The 19,228-nt window shown below is 43.2% G+C and carries 12 protein-coding genes; 6 read left to right on the forward strand and 6 right to left on the reverse strand.

Annotated elements, in window-relative coordinates:
• Nucleotide 1 precedes the first annotated feature (1 nt).
• From araA to BWD47_RS19050, 3 genes are read right to left on the reverse strand one after another with little or no spacing between them, the layout of a single operon-like run.
• Entirely contained in the window at nucleotides 2–1,501 is a 1,500-nt protein-coding gene (gene araA / locus BWD47_RS19040; protein ID WP_036973624.1) for an L-arabinose isomerase, read from the reverse strand.
• Between the two features lie 23 nt (nucleotides 1,502–1,524).
• Nucleotides 1,525–2,220: an L-ribulose-5-phosphate 4-epimerase gene (locus tag BWD47_RS19045; RefSeq protein ID WP_075594488.1), complete on the reverse strand. Its 696-nt coding sequence runs from the start codon at nucleotides 2,218–2,220 to the stop codon at nucleotides 1,525–1,527.
• Complete coding sequence (locus BWD47_RS19050) at nucleotides 2,217–3,869, reverse strand: ribulokinase (protein ID WP_036973626.1); 1,653 nt, start codon at nucleotides 3,867–3,869, stop codon at nucleotides 2,217–2,219. The genes BWD47_RS19045 and BWD47_RS19050 overlap by 4 nt, the downstream gene beginning before the upstream one ends.
• Nucleotides 3,870–4,100: 231 nt before the next feature.
• Between BWD47_RS19050 and tal the strand changes: the two genes are divergently transcribed.
• The gene (tal, locus tag BWD47_RS19055) at nucleotides 4,101–5,054 is read left to right on the forward strand and encodes a transaldolase (protein ID WP_075594489.1); all 954 of its coding nucleotides are present in this window, start codon (nucleotides 4,101–4,103) and stop codon (nucleotides 5,052–5,054) included.
• Nucleotides 5,055–5,178: 124 nt separating this feature from the next.
• On the opposite strand, the gene tkt is transcribed toward tal, so the two are convergent.
• Complete coding sequence (gene tkt, locus BWD47_RS19060; protein WP_075594490.1) at nucleotides 5,179–7,179, reverse strand: transketolase; 2,001 nt, start codon at nucleotides 7,177–7,179, stop codon at nucleotides 5,179–5,181.
• A gap of 347 nt (nucleotides 7,180–7,526) precedes the next feature.
• On the opposite strand from tkt, the gene BWD47_RS19065 reads away from it, so the two are divergent.
• From BWD47_RS19065 to BWD47_RS19085, 5 genes are all read left to right on the forward strand, one after another.
• Nucleotides 7,527–8,414: a MipA/OmpV family protein gene (locus BWD47_RS19065; protein ID WP_036973629.1), complete on the forward strand. Its 888-nt coding sequence runs from the start codon at nucleotides 7,527–7,529 to the stop codon at nucleotides 8,412–8,414.
• A gap of 3 nt (nucleotides 8,415–8,417) precedes the next feature.
• Nucleotides 8,418–8,801 (forward strand): DUF3019 domain-containing protein, encoded by a 384-nt coding sequence (locus BWD47_RS19070; protein WP_036973630.1) that lies wholly within the window; start codon nucleotides 8,418–8,420, stop codon nucleotides 8,799–8,801.
• Complete coding sequence (locus BWD47_RS19075; protein ID WP_036973631.1) at nucleotides 8,801–9,514, forward strand: response regulator transcription factor; 714 nt, start codon at nucleotides 8,801–8,803, stop codon at nucleotides 9,512–9,514. The genes BWD47_RS19070 and BWD47_RS19075 overlap by 1 nt, the downstream gene beginning before the upstream one ends.
• 6 nt (nucleotides 9,515–9,520) lie before the next feature.
• Entirely contained in the window at nucleotides 9,521–10,714 is a 1,194-nt protein-coding gene (locus BWD47_RS19080; protein ID WP_036973632.1) for an ATP-binding protein, read from the forward strand.
• A 161-nt stretch (nucleotides 10,715–10,875) separates the two neighbouring features.
• Entirely contained in the window at nucleotides 10,876–15,819 is a 4,944-nt protein-coding gene (locus tag BWD47_RS19085; RefSeq protein WP_036973633.1) for a S8 family serine peptidase, read from the forward strand.
• A gap of 64 nt (nucleotides 15,820–15,883) precedes the next feature.
• Here BWD47_RS19085 and BWD47_RS19090 read toward each other — a convergent pair whose 3' ends face one another.
• Both BWD47_RS19090 and BWD47_RS19095 read right to left on the reverse strand, forming a co-directional pair.
• The gene (locus BWD47_RS19090; RefSeq protein ID WP_036973634.1) at nucleotides 15,884–17,029 is read right to left on the reverse strand and encodes a DUF1624 domain-containing protein; all 1,146 of its coding nucleotides are present in this window, start codon (nucleotides 17,027–17,029) and stop codon (nucleotides 15,884–15,886) included.
• Nucleotides 17,019–19,103, reverse strand: coding sequence for a TonB-dependent siderophore receptor (locus BWD47_RS19095; protein WP_051501947.1), 2,085 nt, complete (start codon nucleotides 19,101–19,103; stop codon nucleotides 17,019–17,021). The genes BWD47_RS19090 and BWD47_RS19095 overlap by 11 nt, the downstream gene beginning before the upstream one ends.
• Nucleotides 19,104–19,228 lie beyond the last annotated feature (125 nt).

The following is a 19,228-nucleotide window of genomic DNA, read 5'->3' on the forward strand; positions in this document are numbered from 1 at the left end:
TTTACAGGCCACGTTTTAGCATGTAATAAGCTGCGTTATGACGAAGCTCTGTTTTGAAACCACGAATTGTCGTATCGTTATCGATGATCATCGTTTCAACGCCAGCCATTTCAGCAAAATCAACGATCATATCAGTTGTGACTGCTTGGCTGTATGCAGTGTGGTGTGCACCACCAGCGTGGATCCATGCAGCAGATGCAACAGATAGATTTGGTTTTGGTTCCCACAGTGCTGAAGCCACTGGTAAGTGAGGTAAATCAGCTGGCGGAGCCACTGTATCTACTTCGTTGATTAGAATGCGGAAACGGTTACCCATATCAATTGGTGATACGTTAATTGCAGCGCCTGGCTTTGCAGTAAACAATAAACGGCCTACATCACACTTCACACCAATAGTGTGTTGGTGAACTTCTAAGCGTGGTTTTTGTGCTGCAATTGAAGGACATACTTCTAACATGTGCGCGCCAAGTACTTGGTCAGTCTCACCCATGTTGTAAGTGTAATCTTCCATGAATGAACAACCGCCTTCACGGCCTTCACCCATTACTTTCATGATGCGAACCATCGCAGCTGTTTTCCAGTCACCCTCACCACCGTAGCCATAGCCTTTCGACATTAGGCGCTGTGTAGCAAGACCCGGAAGACCCGAAAGACCTGATAAGTCTTCAAAACAGTTTGTGAATGCTTTAAAGCCGCCTTTCTCTAAGAAACGCTCCATACCAAGCTCTAAACGTGCTTCGTTGCGCAGCATTTTTACGGCGTAATCGTCTTGTAGAGTTTCGTCAGAAATCACATAGTCTTGCTTATAAAGCGCTAACTGTGCATCGATTTCGTCTTCTGTGATTGTATCAACCACTTTTACAAGCTCAGCGACACCAAACGCGTGTACTTCATAACCAAAGGTGATTTGTGCTGAAACTTTATTACCTTCCGTTACCGCTACTTGACGCATGTTGTCGCCAAAACGCGCTACTTTAAGTGTTTGGCTTTCTGCCCAGCCTTTCGCCGCACGACACCAGTCATCTAACTGCTGTTGTACGTCAGCACGTTGCCAGTGACCCGCAACCACTTTGCGCTCTTTACGCATTACTGTACCGATGAAACCGAACTCACGGTCACCGTGTGCACTTTGGTGCGTATTCATGTAGTTCATGTTGATGTCAGACCAAGGAAGGGCTGCATTGAACTGAGTATGAAGGTGTAACCAAGGCTTACGTAATTCGCTTAGGCCAGCAATCCACATTTTCGCAGGTGAAAAAGTGTGCATCCATAATACTAAACCAACACAGTTAGGATCGGTATTTGCCGCTTGGCAAACAGCGTGAATTTCTTCAGGTGACTTAACGGTAGGCTTACATACCAAGTTTACTGGTAGGTTCGCTTCGCTGTTTAAGCCCGCTACAATTGCTTCGCTGTCTTTGGCAACCGTTTCTAACACCTTAGGACCATAAAGATGTTGTGAGCCGGTAACAAACCAGACTTCTTTCGTCATCGTCGTCATGTTAATAATCCTCTAAATTCTTGCTATTTGCTCTGACCGTAATACGCGTTTTTACCGTGCTTACGTAGATAATGTTTATCCATCACGGCTTTTTTAAGTTCAGCTGCGTGTGGATCTAAAGTGCGTGTTAAATACGCCATGCGAGCAATCTCTTCGAGTAGCGCGGCATGGTATACAGACTGAGCGGCATCTTTACCCCACGTGAAAGGCGCATGACCCGCAACAATCACCATAGGTGCAGCTTTCGGATCGCGGTCTTTATACGCATCAGTAATTTGAATACCGGTTTCTAACTCATAATCGCCATTCACTTGCTCATCAGTTAGTTCACGCGTACAGGTGATGTCACCGTGTACATAGTCAGCGTGAGTTGTGCCAAGGCAAGGAATGCTTTGCTTTGCTTGTGCCCATGCAGTTGCATAGGTCGAATGCGTGTGTGTTACACCGCCAATCTCATCGAAGTGGCGATATAAATGAACATGTGTTTTGGTGTCAGAAGACGGACGCATAACACCTTCAACAATGGTGTTTTCAAGGTCGACGATCACCATGTCGTCGGCTTTCATTTGGTCGTACGATACACCACTTGGTTTAATCGCAATCACGCCTTTGTCGCGGTCGATTTGCGATACGTTACCAAAGGTATAAATTACTAAGCCACGACGTTGAAGCTCCATATTCGCTTCATAAACTTCACGTTTTAGTTCAGTAAAACTCATGCTTTGTCTCCGTTTACATAGCTTGCAAGTGCTTGGTAGTTGGCATAAAGCGCGTCATACACCGCTACACGCTCAGGGTTTGGTAAGTACTGATGACAGACTGATGACGCCATCACTTTTTGCGCATCAGCCACTGTTGCGTGCTCACCCGCAGCAACCGCAGCCATAATTGCCGCACCCAATGCACAACTTTGCTCACTCTCTAAAACGTCGATTGGACAGTTCCAAACATCAGCACAGGTTTGCATTACGTAGTCTGATTTTTTAGAAATACCGCCGATAACAACCACTGACTCAATTGGCACGCCTTCACTTTGAAAACGCTCAGTGATAGCACGTGCGCCAAACGCCGTTGCTTCAACAAGTGCTTTAAAGAATTTAGGTGCATCTGTACCCATTTTTAATCCAGTTAATGCCATTGCAACGCTTTGATCAGCATCTGGCGTACGACGACCATTTACCCAATCAAGCGCAGTTACGTCGCTGCTTGTTACAGGGAGTGCTGCCGCCGCATTTGATAAATCAACTAAGATTGAATCTTCTAGCTTGTTAACTAACGCCTGCTCAGCGTCAGATAGATTTGTAAGTTGGCGAGTTGGCCAAAGTACTAGATTTTTAAACCATGCGTATAAGTCACCAAAAGCAGACTGACCGGCTTCTAAGCCAATTAATCCTGGGATCACTGAGCCATCAACTTGACCACAAATACCTTTAACGCAGGTATCACCTAGTTGCTCTTTAGACGTTACCGTGATGTCACAGGTTGAGGTACCCATTACCTTAGTTAGAACGCCTGGGCGAACATTGGCAGCTACTGCTCCCATGTGACAGTCAAATGCACCGTAACCAATCACGATGCCTTGTGGTAAACCTAGCTTCTCGGCCCACTCAGCGGTTAAGTTGCCAGCAACTTGGTCGCTTGGCTCTGTGGTTGCATTTAAAGTATCAACAACACCATCTAATAGTGGATCGATACTTGTAAAGAAACTGTTTGGTGGGAAACCGCCCCACTGCTCGTTCCACATTTGTTTGTGGCCCGTTGCACAACGCCCTAGCTTTAATGCTTCAGGGTGAGTTGTGCCGCACATGAGCGCGGTCATCCAATCACAGTGTTCAACCCATGAATAAGTGGCTGCTTTAACACTGCTATCAACGCGGAAAATATGTAATGCTTTAGCCCAGTACCACTCAGAAGAGTAAATACCGCCCATGTGTGAAAGGTAGTTCACATCGTTGTTAGTTGCAGCTTGAGTGATTTCATTTGCTTCTTTAATAGACGTATGGTCTTTCCACAAAATGAACATTGCATTTGGGTTTTCTGCAAACTCTTCAGTTAATGCCAGTGGTGTACCTTGGCTATTAATAGCCACAGGCGTTGAGCCTGTCGTATCAAAGCTCATACCCACTACTTTGTCTGCGGTACCTGCTGGAACATGCGACCAAAGACCATTCACTACTTCAACAAGGCTATCAATGTAGTCTTGTGGATGCTGACGAAACTGATCTTTACTTGGGTCACAATATAAACCTTGTGCCCAGCGCGGGTAGTTCACTAAATGGCTGGCTAGTTCTTCACCAGTTGCAACATCAACGAGTAATGCTCTTACCGAGTCTGACCCGTAGTCTAATCCCAACGTATAACGAGACATAATTACCTTTCACTAATTGCTTACTAACATTGTTAGTCATTATCTTTATTTGTATGATAATATCAACAATACCAGATTGTAAAGGTATTATAAAAATATTATTAACAGGATTATTTGCTGCTGGCGGGCGATTTATTGCGCAGTTTTTCTGGAAGATTAGATTGTTTTTTCAGCACAAATAACAGGTTAAAGCCACTAAATTAACTTTTGTATGATAAGAATGGGATAATTATGTCTAACCAACTAGAACAACTTAAAGCAATGACAACCGTTGTTGCTGACACGGGTGATTTTGAAGCAATCAACGAATACAAACCGCAAGATGCAACAACGAACCCATCACTCATCTTAAATGCGATTCAAATTGAGAAATACCGTCCACTTGCTGCCGAAGCCGTATCATGGGCAAAAGCACAAAGTAACGATACAAATGAAGTAATAAGCAAAGCAGCTGATAAACTAGCAGTGTTAATTGGCTCTAAATTAATGGAGCAAGTACCGGGTTTAGTGTCAACTGAAGTTGATGCGCGTTTATCATTTGATACTCAAGCAACCGTTGATAAAGCTCTTGAGCTTGTTGCTCTATATAAAGAGCAAGGCATCGACACATCGCGCGTGTTAATCAAAATTGCTTCTACATGGGAAGGTATTCAAGCCGCTAAAGTACTTGAAGCACAAGGCATCCGTTGTAACCTAACACTGGTGTTTGCATTTGCTCAAGCGCGTGCTTGTGCCGAAGTAGGTGCATACCTAATCTCTCCTTTCGTAGGGCGTATTCTTGATTGGTATAAAGCACAAGATGTAAGCGCAGATTTCGACGGTGCAAACGATCCGGGCGTTAAGTCAGTGACTCACATCTACAACTATTTCAAAAAACATGGTTTTGAAACAATCGTTATGGGTGCAAGCTTCCGTAACATTGGTGAAATTCAAGAACTAGCAGGCTGTGACCGCTTAACTATCAGCCCTAAACTTCTTGCAGAACTGGCAGCAACGCAAGCACCTTTGACACAAAAGCTACAACCTGCGACTGAAAAAGCAGACGCGCCAGCAGCGATGACAGAGCACGCATTCCGCTGGGAAATGAATGAAGATGCAATGGCCACTGAAAAGCTAAGCCAAGGTATTCGCCAGTTCGCCATTGACCAAGAGAAACTAGAGTCAATCTTAAGCGAATTAGTTTAAACCTGATTGTTTAAGCAGAAAAAAGCCCGCAAACTAAGGTTTGCGGGCTTTTTTTGTGCCTGTGTTATAATCGTGAAGGCAGGCTTATCGTGTTGCGATTACGATAAATTTTTAGCTAACAACATTATTCAGCAAGTAATGCGTTTGCTTTAGCGACGAGGTTAGCAACCGTGAAACCAAAGTGCTCTAGCAATACAGCACCAGGCGCTGATTCACCAAATGTATCCATACCGAGTACGTCACCATCTTGGCCAACATACTTGAACCAGAAGTCACGGTGCGCAGCTTCAACTGCAATTTTTGGAGTACCCGCTGGTAGTACGCTTTGACGGTATGCTTTGTCTTGGCTATCAAACTGATTAGTCGACGGCATAGATACCACGCGAACTTGCTTGCCTTGTGCTGTCAGTTCAGCGGCAGCATTAACCGCCAGTTCAACCTCTGAACCTGTTGCAATTAGGATAAGTTCAGCTGTTTGTTCGCTATCAACAAGTACGTAACCACCTTTAGCGATATCGGCTACTTGCTGCTCATCGCGCGCCATCGCTTTCGTGCCTTGGCGGCTGAAAATGAGTGAGCTTGGGCCTGTTTCTTTTAATAACGCTTGACGCCAAGCAACCGCTGTTTCTGTTTCATCACACGGACGCCACGCAGTCATATTCGGGGTCATACGTAGGTTTGCAATTTGCTCGATTGGTTGGTGAGTTGGACCATCTTCACCTTGACCAATTGAATCATGAGTATACACAAAGATGCTTTGTGCTTTCATTAATGCAGCCATACGCACAGCATTTCGCGCGTATTCCATAAACATTAAGAAAGTCGCACCGAATGGGATAAAGCCACCGTGTAGTGCAATACCATTCATGATAGCGCTCATACCAAATTCACGTACACCGTAAAAAACATAGTTACCATCAGCGGCATCTTGTAAGCCTTTAGCGTCTGGCCACAATGTTAAGTTTGAACCGGCAAGGTCAGCAGAGCCACCCATTAGTTCAGGAAGCTGCTTTGCAAAGAAAGTAATTGCGTTTTGTGAAGCTTTACGCGTTGCAATGTTTTGCATGCCAGCTTGGCATTTAGCAATGTACTCATCAGCTAATTCTGCGAAGTTAGCAGGGAGTGTTTTTTCAAGTACGCGACGAGTATATTCTTTAGCTAGTTCAGGGTGTGCTTTGCTATAGGCAGCAAACGTTTGTTGCCATGCACTTTCTAACTCTTGACCTTTCGCTTGAGTATTCCACTCGTTGTACACGTCTTGCGGTACTTCGAATGCAGGGTGTGGCCAGTTTAATTGCTCACGTACCGCAGCGATTTCATCGTGACCAAGTGGCGCACCATGACAGTCGTGGCTACCCGATTTGTTTGGCGAACCAAAACCAATCACAGTTTTACAGCAAATCAGTGTAGGTTGCGTGGTATTGCTTTGCGCCGCTTCGATTGCGCCCGCAATTGCATTCATATCGTGACCATCAACATCACGAATAACCTGCCAGCCATACGACTCAAAACGCGCAGGTGTATCATCAGTGAACCAACCTTCTACTTCACCATCGATCGAGATACCGTTGTCATCCCAAAATGCAATGAGTTTTCCAAGGCCTAACGTACCTGCCAACGAACATGCTTCGTGCGAGATACCTTCCATTAGACAGCCGTCACCCATAAAGCAGTATGTAAAGTGATCAACAATATCAAAGTTCGGTTTATTGAATTGTGCCGCTAAGGTTTTTTCAGCGATAGCCATACCGACTGCGTTAGCAATCCCCGAACCTAATGGGCCTGTTGTTGTTTCAACACCCGGTGTGTAACCGTATTCAGGGTGACCCGGTGTTTTAGAATGAAGCTGACGGAATTGCTTAATATCTTCGATGCTAACGTCGTAGCCGCTTAGATGTAACAATGCATATTGCAACATTGAGCCATGCCCATTTGATAACACAAAACGGTCACGGTTAGACCAGTCTGGGTTTAATGGGTTATGACGATGAAAGTTTTGCCACAATACTGCGGCAATATCAGCCATCCCCATGGGCGCACCTGGGTGACCTGAGTTAGCTTGTTGAACAGCATCGACAGCAAGTATGCGAATAGCATTTGCAGATTGAGAACTAGGCAGAGTCATCTTATTAGCTTCCTGTTAATATTATAATATAATTAATATCGCAAAAACTCAGTCAAATAGCAACTTAATAAAGTGTCATGTCAGTAATGACGTGCCCCTAACGCGGTTTTAAAGTGTTAAATGAGCGTGAATATGCACCGTTTAATACTTTGTAATACTCTGTTTATGTTGCTCACGCTTTTTTTTAGCGACCTCAGCATCACAAACACATTAATTATTAATTCATGCGCTTACATTATTTAGTTTACAAAAACCAACCAATGCTACAATTTGGTACATTATTTCATTGTTCAAGTTAACAAGAACACCTTAGTGTTAACACGTTTTTTCGCTGAGGTTTTTTATTTGTGATAGTTAACAGTGGTTGCTCTATTGGGCTTCGCATTATTTTACTCTTAAGCACGCTTTACTTGTCTCCTCAGGCTCACAGTACCGCGCCTGCCTATTTAGCAGATGAAGGGTTGAGCCTTGGCATTAGCTTAGGGTATGGGCAGCTCGATAATCCGGTTTATAATAAAGGGGATATTCCACTTTATGTGCTGCCGCGCGTAGAACTGTTTGTCGGTGATTTCTCGTTCGCAAATACGCAACTAACCTGGACACCGATAACACGTGAAAACTATCAACTCTCAGTGTTCACTCAACTCAACGAAGACGGGCTTTACTTTGCTAAGCATTCCGCTGCACTCGCAGCAATAAGGACTATAAGTGGCCGCCCTCCAATGGGGTCAATTCCACCGGCAATGGGTGACATGCCGCCCACGACCCAAAAAAGACGCGGCGATATAGGCAGTATTAGTAACCGTAAACTCTCTTTTATGACTGGCGCAGAAGCGCTATACGATTGGCAAAACTGGCGCTTTAGCGTGAGTTGGGCAATGGAGCTAACCAACTATCATAAGGGTTTACAAGGCGCACTTTCTGCACAGCGCTTATATAAAATTGATCAGCATCTACTTTTATTGGGTATCGAAGTACAGCATTTAAACAGAGGGTTAGTCGATTACTATTATGGCACTAGCCAACAAGACGTGCAGGTGGGGTTTAGCCGCTTTGAAGGTCGCTCAAGTCAAAAGTATGGCCTTAAGGCCAGCTACCAATACCACTTTAGTCAGCAATGGCAATTTATTAGTGATGTAAAGTACCAGCGCTTATCTTCGGGCATCGCCGACAGTCCACTCATAAACGATAGCAACTTGCTTTCTTTTTATGCTGGCATTGCATGGAATTACTAAACAATGCTGCGAACTAACTCATTTTTACTCATGATGCTTATCCTCAGCTTCACCCTTAGTAAACTTGCCTTTGCTGAGTCGAGTCATATTGAAGTAACACCCAGTAACTGTGTAACTAATGAGCAAGATTGTGTGATGAATATTAAGGTAGATTGGTTCACAGAGGCCACCAGCACGGTGTGCATTCGTGTTACTGATCAGCAAGTCAGGCTATTTTGTCAAAAGCCAAAACAAGGGCACAACTTCCTTATCGCTGTACGAAACAATCGAAATATTGTTCTAGAGCTATTAACCGAGCAACTTATCCCGTTAGAAAGCACTGAAATAAACGTTTTTTATCAAAATATTAAAAAACGTCGCCGTGATATCGCATGGAGTATTTTTTAATGACCAAGCATAATAAAATTTTATATATTGAAGATGACCTAAAACTGGCTCAATTAGTCGTAAATTACCTGATGAGTAATGGGTATGAGGTTGATCATTTTGATAATGGCTGCCATGCGTGTTACCAGGCAAGTATGAAGAAGTTCGACTTAATTTTACTCGATATCGGCCTTGGTAACGAAGATGGTTTTGACGTATTCAAAGAGCTAAAACGCTATCAAGACAGTCCGATTATTTTTATGACAGCCAGACAAAGTCAGGTTGATCATATAACAGGGCTAGAATTAGGAGCCGATGACTACCTTACCAAGCCTGTATCACCGTCTATTTTATTAGCAAAAATTAACAACACGATTCGCCGCACTCAACAGGTTAAGCCTCAAAGTACTGTACACAACGCCCATAACATACGGTTTGGCTCACTGAGTATAAATACCATTCAGCGCGAAGCTTATTTGCATAGCCAACCTCTTGAATTAACCAGTGCAGAGTTTGAATTACTAATACAGTTAGCCAAGGCTCCAGGGCAACTTATCAGTCGCGATCAGCTTTTTGATAGTGCAATTGGTCGTAAATATGATGGTCAAAGCCGCACAATTGATGGCCGTATAAGTCGGCTCCGAAAAAAGCTCGGAGACGAGTCTGTGCCACCCCAAAAAATAGTCACCGTGTGGGGCAAAGGGTATATTTTTTCACCTCAAGCTTGGAGCTAACTTGCCTTGTTTAGGCTGTATTTTTACCTCTATTTAACCCTCGCTGTTTGCCTAAGTAGCGCAGCGTGGGTACTAGAGACTTATTTTCCTTCTCCTCCCGCTCACTCGTTAGAACAGCAACTCGCACACCACCTGCTAAGTGTAGAAAGCCAAGTCGATAATGCGTTAATAAAAAAATCGCCCCTTGCCAGTTTCTACTTAGGCGATGCTTTAAAACAACCCCTGTTACGAGGCGAAGTGATCAGTGTTAATGACCCTGAAGGGAATGTGTATTTTCATCGACTTGCTGTCGATGGTGACACCATTTTAAGCGCTGGCCCTTACGTACAAACAGAAGAAACAGCATCACAATCCCTCGTGAGTCTGGTTTTTTATAGTAGTGTTGCATTAGCGGTGGTTATTTTTACCGGCCCATTACTGATTGATTTAAGTAAACTACGTAGAGCAAGTAGCAAAATTTCAAATGCTGATTTTAGCCCGCAAGTTCAATTTAGCCGCTTTAGTTTATTAAAAAGCATAGGCGATACCTTTGATAATATGGCACAGGCACTTTATAACCGAAACCAAAGTCAGCGCGAACTTATCAACGCCGTTTCACATGACTTTTTAACCCCGATTTCACGCGCTAAGTTTGCCCTCGAAGCCGTTGACGATAACAACCATTATCGCCACAGTATTTTGCAAGACATTATTGAGTTAGAGCTATTAGTTGAAGAGTTTTTAACTTATGCAGAGCTTGAACAGTGTGAGCCACGCATATTAATTAAAGACTACAGCCCTGATGAATTACTCCAGCCCTGTATTGCTAAGTTTATGAGTTATTGTCAGCTTGATATTCGTATTGATTGCCAACTAGAAAAAATAAGTGTTGATAAGCAAAGCTTTCAGCGCTTACTGCAAAACTTACTTGGTAACGCTGTGCGGTTTGCTAAACAACATATTGAGATCACCTTAAAACACACTAAAAAAGGCACGTTACTCATCATCGAAGATGACGGGCCAGGTATACCAGAAGCGATGCGCGCAACCTTAATGCAGCCTTTTTCTAAAACGGCCTCTGTGCATCAACGTGGCTATAAGGGAGTCGGCTTAGGCTTGTCAATCGTGAAGCAACTCTGTATTTGGAATAACGCACAGTTTAGTTTAGACAATAGCAGCCAGCTCACTGGCGCCAAGGCAAGTATTCATTTTTTGCGTTAATACCCCCTCCCCGAAAATGTACCAAGATGTATCAGTGTGTGCCATTTATTTACATTATATTGATGTTAGATACACAACTGAACACTATCCCTAGTGATTAAAATCGTTCGCAACAAATAGCGAGCTCATAATTAAAAAATCCTTCTAGGGAACTAAAGCACATGTTCAATATGAAAAAAGTATCAGTGATGGTCGCTTCTGCACTGTATATCAGTGCTGGCACTTCACATGCTGCACTGAATCAAGCACAAGAATGGGCTGAACAACCCGCTGATTATGCGCCAAAACCAATGGTTTCTGCTGAAACTAATTGGGATGGTAAAATCAACCAAACGGTAAAGAAACAAAGCCGTATTTTCACGCCAGAAAAAGACATCACAGGTGTTCAAACTTATATTGTTCAATTAATTGATGCACCTATTTCAGCTTATGATGGCGGCCTAAAAGGCCTAGCAAGTACACGTGAAACAGTGGCAACAGCTAGACAAACAACCGCAAAGCCACTTGATTTAAATAAACCTGAAATTGCAAGCTACTCAAATCACCTCGCAAGCAAGCGTCAAAATGTTGTGAACTCTGCACTGACACTTCAAGGCCTGCAATTAAAAGTAGATCGTGAATTTAGCGTCACTTTAAACGGCTTCACCACCCGAATGACCCAAGAAGAAGCTGCGCGTTTAGCAAAAGTGCCTGGCATTAAGCACATCGCACGCTCTAAGATATACCCATTAACTACGTTTAACACGATTGAGCAAACAGGTGCAAAAGCACTGTGGAGCAACAGTCAAAGTGGCCTAGCAAGTAACAAAGGTGAAGGCGTTGTTGTCGGTATAATCGATACAGGCATTAATACTGATCACCCATCATTTGCTGCCGTAGGCGATGATGGCTATACACACACCAATCCACTGGGTGATACTTACTTAGGTGATTGTGCTAAAGCTGAATTCGCAGATCGCTGTAACGATAAGCTCATTGGTGTGTATTCATACCCAGAAATCACGGTAGCGTATTCTGATCCTGTATTTGAAGAATCGCGTCCAGCGTATGGTGAAGATTATAACTCTCACGGTTCTCACGTTGCAGGCACCGCAGCGGGTAACGTGCTTTATGATATTACTTATAAAGAACCTGGTTACGGTAGCCAAAACTCTGGGACTGAAACGAACCTTATCTTCCCGCAAGTGTCAGGTATGGCACCGCATGCAAATATCATTTCTTACCAAGTTTGTTGGCCTGGTGCTGCTGGCGACCCATATGCGGGCTGTCCAGGTAGTGCAATTATTGCCGCTATCGAGCAATCAGCAATTGATAACGTTGATGTCATTAATGCCTCACTCGGTGGTTTTGAGGAAGATCCTTGGGTTGAACCTATTGAGCAAGCATTTTTCAATGCGGCAAACTCAGGTGTATTCGTTGCTGTTGCAGCCGGTAACAGTGGCCCTTATTTACAATCAGCTGATCACTCATCTCCTTGGGTAACAACGGTTGCTGCGCATACTCCATCTTCGCAAGTTGTGTTTAGCGATAAAACTCTTGAGAACTTATCAGGTGGCGACACTGACGCACCAACAGACATGATTGCTGCTGGCATTACCTTTGACGAGCTAACGGGTTTAATTGTTTCTGCGTCTGATTACCCTAACCCAAATGAGCCAGTGTCACGCTACCAAACAGACTGTGATCAGCCTTATCCAGCGGGCACCTTTGACTTTACCGATGACCCTAACACGCCGGATATCGACGAAAGCCAAGAAGACGTTATTGTTGTGTGTAAGCGAAGCAATAAACCGCTTTACGCAAAAGCAAATAACGTATTAGCCGGTGGCGCTGAGGGTGTCATTATTTACAACCTATCGTCATACCAAGACCGTAGCCCAGCACCTCAACTGCCTTACCCTGCGCCTACAGCACATGTAACCAATGCAGAAGGTGTTAAACTACTTAATTGGTTAAGCACAGGCTCAGGTCATAAAGGAACCATTACAGCAAACTCAGCTAGCACAGAAGAAGTAGATGAAGAGCGCATTGCGTACTTCTCAAGTCGCGGTCCATCATACTTTGGTTTTGATACCTTGTTAGTTGATGTTGCTGCACCGGGTGTTGATGTGTTCGCAGCGAGTTCAGACGACCAACCGTTTTCTAAAAACCCATCATCAACAGACTGGCAAACGATGTCGGGAACATCAATGGCAAGTCCGCACGTTGCTGGTGCTGCCGCATTGCTTAAACAGTCTCATCCTGAATGGTCTTTAATGGAGATTCAATCAGCGCTAATGTTAACAGCAAGCAACAACCTTAAAAATGCACAATACCTTGATAACTATAAAGATGAAGGCTTTGATTCATCTTTACAAGATATGGGTGCGGGTCGTATGCATGTTGACCTTGCTGATAAAGCCGGTTTAGTGATGCATGAAAGCATCGAAAATATGAAAGCGGCAAATCCTAATTTAGGCGGCCGCTTAAAAGCACTTAACACGGCTTACATGGTTGATAATAACTGTGGCCTAGAATGTAGCTTTATGCGTACAGTGACAGCAACAGAAGATGCAACGTGGAGCGTATCAGCTGAAGAGTGGATTGGTAACAGCACAATTACTGTAACGCCGAGTGAGTTTTCACTAAAAGCCGGTGAAACACAAAACATTGTTGTTGAAGTGAAAATGAACCAAGTTGCTCAAGCAATTGATAATATCGAGGTATCAGGAAACCAAGGTCAAATAAAATTGGTTTCGAGCAACCCTAATTCACCCGTTCTAGAAATGCCAGTATGGACATTTAACGGTGATACAGGATTACCGAGCTTTATTAAAGTAGATGCGCATCGTCGTTCTTCAACAATTAATGTAGGTCCTTTCAACACCGATGAAGTGAGTGATTTCACATCGCGCTCTTTTGGGTTAGTGGAAGGCCAACAAAACACCGTAAAATTATTCACAGACACCACCAGCGGCGACCCATTTGATTTAGTCGACGTCGATGGTGAAATGGTTAACCCTAACCATATTGAGTGGACTACCGTACCACAAGACGCAAAAATGCTGAGCGCAAGCCCAGTAGGCGAAGCCTCTCGCGTGCTTATGTTTATGGGTAAAGACAGTAATAACGATGGTTTAGCAAGCATGGATGAAACTATCTGTATGTCTACCAGCTTTACTGTTACCAACTTCTGTAACATTGTTGACCCAGAAGCAGGTGAATATTTCACCGTTTACATGAGCTTAGCAAATGTTCCTTCGGGTGAAGAAGACCAAGGCCGAGATATCACTTTTGCAACAGCAGTGGTTCAAGAAGGTCAAAGCAACCTAACAGTCAGTGCTCCAGAGAAAATTGCAGGTTACAAAGACTACGAACTAACACTGTCGTACAACTTACCTGACATGGAAGTAGGCGATATATATTTTGGTGGTTTTGACTTAGGTAGCAACCCTGAAGACGCTGGTAACCTTGGTTTTGTTCCTGTCATTATCAATCAAATTGATAAAGACATGCGCTTTACAGCAAATAAAGAACAAGCGACTGTGGGTGAATTAGTTGATTTCAAAATTGAAGTAATCGCAAATAATGAACAAGCGGCTCGTAATTTCACAATTGATACTGCTTTCCCAGAAGGCATCGAAATTATTGAAGACAGCATTGTTGCGACAGCATCAACTCCAGCAACACCTGAACTGGTAGACAACGTATTATCACTTCAAGGTACGCAAGAGACGACCAAAGATGTGGCTCGTAACTATAAAATTACCACGAATCTAACAGATGAAATGTGTTCTCTTGGAGCAGCTAAATCTCCGTACCCTAACTATTTAGACTTGCGTACACTTGGCTGGCGTACACTTGAAGGAGTTCAAGGCCAATACTGGAACGAGTTTGAGTATTCATTTAAAGAGTTAATGGCAACAGATCTCGATGTTTCTTTCCCATTCTTTAATAAATACCATTTTGATTCAATCAAACTTAACCCAGCTGGTTTAGTGACGTTTGGCTCTAACGGCCGCACAACGCCATTCCATGTAGAACTTCCATCAGGCGGCGGTTTCCCACCACCACCTCCGTATCTTATTGCGCCTTTCTGGGTTGGTGATAACACAATCCCTGAGCGTGTAGATGGCACTTATGGTAACTATGACGCTAACGCGGGTATTACACCAACTTATACTCAAGCACGTGATTGGCTTGTCCTTGAGTGGGATAATATCCAACGCTCTCAAGTAGAAGGGCAATCAGTTGACGTTGAATTGTTCATGCGTATGAATATTGCTTATGAGCCAGGCGAATATGAAATGATGTTTGCTTATGACAACGTTAACCTCGCTGATAACCAAGGTTCTATTGGTTTCAAAGCTGCTGACGGTCGTATTATTGTTAATGGTGATATGCCTGTAGATCTTAATATTGGTGATGGTTTTGCATACGACAATCTTGATGAAGTTGTTCATGATGAGCTTGTCGTATGTATGGATTATGTAGGCCCTGAAGTGTCTAAGTTTGACGTTCAGTTCCAAGCGTATATTGGCGAAGCAGCTGCAGCACAAATGCATACGCTGACGGTTAATAACGGCTTAGAAGGCGCTGATGACGAAGTGTTAACCTTAGAGCTTAACGTACTGGGTAATATTTCATTATCTGACTTCCCTGATATGCAAGTTGAAGAAAACAACTCTATTAGCTTCGATGTACTTTACGCGGATGAAAACAACGTAAGTAACGTGATTGAAGTGATGGGTGAAAACTTTACTTCTGAAGTTTCAGGTCACACATCAGGTAGCACAGTAACAATCACACCTACAGAGCACTTTAATGGTGAAATTGATGTCATGGTAAAAGTAAGCGACAGAGTAAACTCTGCAGATGCTGCAATGAGCTCATTCTCATTAATGGTTATGTCAGATGGTATTGAGTTGGGTTGTACTGACAGCGCAGCAACAAATTATGATGAAAATGCAAATACTGACAATGGTAGTTGTACTTTCCCTGAGGCCGTTATCCCAGACCCTGAAGTGGAAGAAAGCAAAAAATCATCAAGTGGCTCATTTGGCTGGTTATTACTAGCGTTTGCACCACTTCTGACGCTTCGTCGTAAGAAATCTCAAATTAACTAAGGATGAGTTAATTAGGATAGTTAAGAAGTAATGCCGATATGCTTGCATATCGGCATTTTTCATTTTACAAATACTTAAGCCACGGTTTTTTAGTTTTACGTTTGTATTCACTAAACTTTTTGGTTGGCCAATAGAGTCCAATTATTAAGAGTAAAGTAATTAACCAAACACTTGATATATCACTTACCCCAAAATAGTGCCCTTGGTTTGCCCCCCATATCAACATACCGACTTGATACATGGCGAGCAGCACATACAGGTGTAATATATAAAAAAACATAGGCACAGAACCATAAACGCGCAGCGCATTGGTCACGCGGTTAAGGGGTCGCTCAAACGCCCATAAACCGAGAAACATCCCCGCCAAGGTTATCAATAAAAAGTTTAATGATGGCGGATACTTCGTTACATTGAATACCGACATGATCGTTTCTGTGGTGGTGCTAAATGTTTGCCAAGGCAGCGTTTCACCATAAATATTAAAACCACGCAGTACCGCGAATAATCCTACACATAATAGTGCTAACAGCAGCAATGCTCGTTTACGCGACTGCGCTTTTTGCGTATGTGCATATAGTGGCCCTGCGCAATAACCCAGTAAAATCACACCAATCCACGGCAATACAGGGTAGCTAATTTTTACGTCAATTAAGCCACCTTGTGATAAATAACCTCGATCATGCAAAATCGTCCACAGCGAATAACCAAACTCATCGGGCGTGAAACTGATTGGAGTAAGTAAGTTATGGCCGAATACAATCACTAAACCAAGGACGAGTAATACCCTCTGAGGTAGCTTTATAAGTAAAGCAAGCACCAACATACACAAGCCAATAGCCCACATCACTTGAAGCCAAATCGTGTGGTAATACCCCATCCACGAAAAGCAAATTAACGTTACTTCAAGCGCAATTAAAAACAGCCCTCGTTTTACTAAAAAGCCGCGAGCAGAGCGTGCGACACCCGTTGCTGGGTGACTGTACAACCACGCCGACAGCCCCGTTAAAAAGATAAAGGTTGGTGCACAAAAGTGGGCCGCAAAACGACTCCAAAATAAGCTGGGTGAAGTAACATCAACGTCCATCGGATCAGACACTTGCATATGCAAAAAGAAGCGTTCTCTGACATGATCTAGGAGCATAATTAAAATAACGACCCCCCGCATAATGTCGATACTATGAATACGACTTTTAAGCTGCTCAGAAGTCATAGCTCACCCCCAGTTTAAATTGCGTTGGCGCTCCAGGATAAGCCCACAGTGCATTGTAGCTACTGGCAATATATTTTTCGTTAAAGATATTATCGACATTTAGTGACACGGTTGTTTGCTCTGTTGCACGCCATTTTGCGAATAAACCCACTAATTGATAGCGTGGGATGCGAAAAGTTAAATCGGCTGGGTCCCCTAAACGATCTGACACATATTGATAATGCCCCCCGACCTTAAGCTCTTGAGAAAATAGTGTCAGATCATGATTAAAACTTGCAGAAAAGTTATTCTTTGGCACGTTAACAAGCGGGCTGCCCTTTGGAATAGGCACTATCCACTCAACATTTAAACTGTCTGTTGCTGTCTCAGCGTCAACATAGGCATAAGATAGGTTGTACTCAGTGTTCGCGCCCAGTGAGCCTGTTAAATCAAGCTCAACACCTTTACTTTTGGCTTTGCCTATTGGGGCTGAATACCCCACATTAACAGGATCTGCCACCAGCATATTGCTCTTAGTCGCATCAAATATTGCCACTGTACCAGTGATTTTTTCGCTGCTAAATTTCACACCGACTTCGAACGAGTCACTCTCTTCAAAGCCAAATGGCTTACCTTCAGCGTCGGTGCCACTTAGAGGTAAAAAACCCTCTGAGTAACTTGAGTACAGATTAATGTTATCGTTTAGCACGTACACCATACCAAAACGTGGGCTAATACGATTTTTTTTACTGTGTGATGCAACGCCCGACTTCGTTTCGAAAATATCTTGTTCTATTTCATCAAAACGTAACCCAACCATCACTTTTAGGTTGTCAGTTATATCTAACTGATCTTGTATATAAAGACCGTAAGCACGTTGTTCCTCATTGTTCTCATATTGCATACCCATTTCAGGGCCTTCGATAGGCGTGTAATCTGGCTCATGGATATCAATTGTATAAGTGCCATAACCACCGCGGTAACGATATAACCCTGTACGTAACTCGTATTCATATGCATCAGCACCGAATAAAACATGATTGGTAATACTTGCAATATCAAACTGACCGCTCAGCTCAAAACGCACGGAAACATCCTCAGATTCATAATCTCGATAGCGGTGCTGGCGCGTTAAGGTTGTTCCATCATCAAATAATGATTGGCGCGATGGCGATAATTCCGCATCTGAAGACTCACCAGTTAAAGTGGCTGCACGATAATTAGCGCCAGCAAGTAATGACCAATCATTATTAAAATTATAGTTATAGTTGAGTTGATGGCCTCTGGAGTGAACTTTTGTTGGCGCATCATTTGGGTTACCTAAAAAGCGTGACTCCGGCACAGTCTCAATATTGCCATTAAGAATCACAACACCTCGGTCGTACATTTGTTGTTGGTCAACATATTCAAACTCATAGGTGAGCGATGAGTTATCAGTCACTTGATAGTAAAGCGAAGGTGTAATCACTAATTTATCGTGGTGCACATAATCACGAAAACTATCGCTATCTTGCCATGCACCATTGATTCTAAATGCTAAATCATCGGTTAAGCCATTGGTGTAATCACCTTGAATACGCGTGTGGTCATCACTGCCGAACTCCGCTTTAAGTTGACCTTGCTGATAAAACTGCGGTTTTTTCGTGATGATGTTAATCGTACCGCCCGGTTCAGAACGACCATAAAGCGCAGAGCCAGGCCCTTTTAACACCTCAATGTATTCAATATTCGACACATCTCTTGGCCCTGCAAAGCCTCTTCCACCACTAAAGCCATTAATTAAATACCCCGAAGGCATGTTTTCATTACCAGACAAACCGCGAATAGAGTAGCTATCCCACAAGCCCCCTCCATTATTTTTACGGCTGATACTCGCCGAAAAATCGAGCGCATCACGAAACTTAGTTATGCCATTATTAGTGAGCATATCTTTACTTAAGGTCGTGATCGATTGCGGTAGCTCTTTGGCGGGTATATCCCCCCGAAACGCTTGCTTGTGTTCAATAATAATAGTTTCTATATCACTGTTATCAGTTGCATTCACAGCCGTGCTTATTACAACAGCTAAACTAAGGGGAAGGGTTGAAAACGTCATAGGTTGGTACTTCAAAAAGATTAAACGATTATTTGTTATAAAATAACACAAATAATCGTATCGATATAGTATAACAAATCATTTTGTTGCTGTTTTATACCCACACCACTTATTTACATCCGGCT

The organism is Pseudoalteromonas sp. PAB 2.2, from assembly GCF_001938575.1.
Classification (GTDB): Bacteria; Pseudomonadota; Gammaproteobacteria; order Enterobacterales; family Alteromonadaceae; genus Pseudoalteromonas; species Pseudoalteromonas lipolytica.

Coding starts and splice junctions, on each gene's coding strand:
- BWD47_RS19085 (WP_036973633.1), top strand. CDS start 10,876: ATGTTCAATATGAAAAAAGTATCAGTGATGGTCGCTTCTGCACTGTAT.
- tal (WP_075594489.1), top strand. CDS start 4,101: ATGTCTAACCAACTAGAACAACTTAAAGCAATGACAACCGTTGTTGCT.
- BWD47_RS19095 (WP_051501947.1), bottom strand. CDS start 19,103: ATGACGTTTTCAACCCTTCCCCTTAGTTTAGCTGTTGTAATAAGCACG.
- tkt (WP_075594490.1), bottom strand. CDS start 7,179: ATGACTCTGCCTAGTTCTCAATCTGCAAATGCTATTCGCATACTTGCT.
- BWD47_RS19050 (WP_036973626.1), bottom strand. CDS start 3,869: ATGTCTCGTTATACGTTGGGATTAGACTACGGGTCAGACTCGGTAAGA.
- BWD47_RS19075 (WP_036973631.1), top strand. CDS start 8,801: ATGACCAAGCATAATAAAATTTTATATATTGAAGATGACCTAAAACTG.
- BWD47_RS19045 (WP_075594488.1), bottom strand. CDS start 2,220: ATGAGTTTTACTGAACTAAAACGTGAAGTTTATGAAGCGAATATGGAG.
- BWD47_RS19090 (WP_036973634.1), bottom strand. CDS start 17,029: ATGACTTCTGAGCAGCTTAAAAGTCGTATTCATAGTATCGACATTATG.
- araA (WP_036973624.1), bottom strand. CDS start 1,501: ATGACGACGATGACGAAAGAAGTCTGGTTTGTTACCGGCTCACAACAT.
- BWD47_RS19070 (WP_036973630.1), top strand. CDS start 8,418: ATGCTGCGAACTAACTCATTTTTACTCATGATGCTTATCCTCAGCTTC.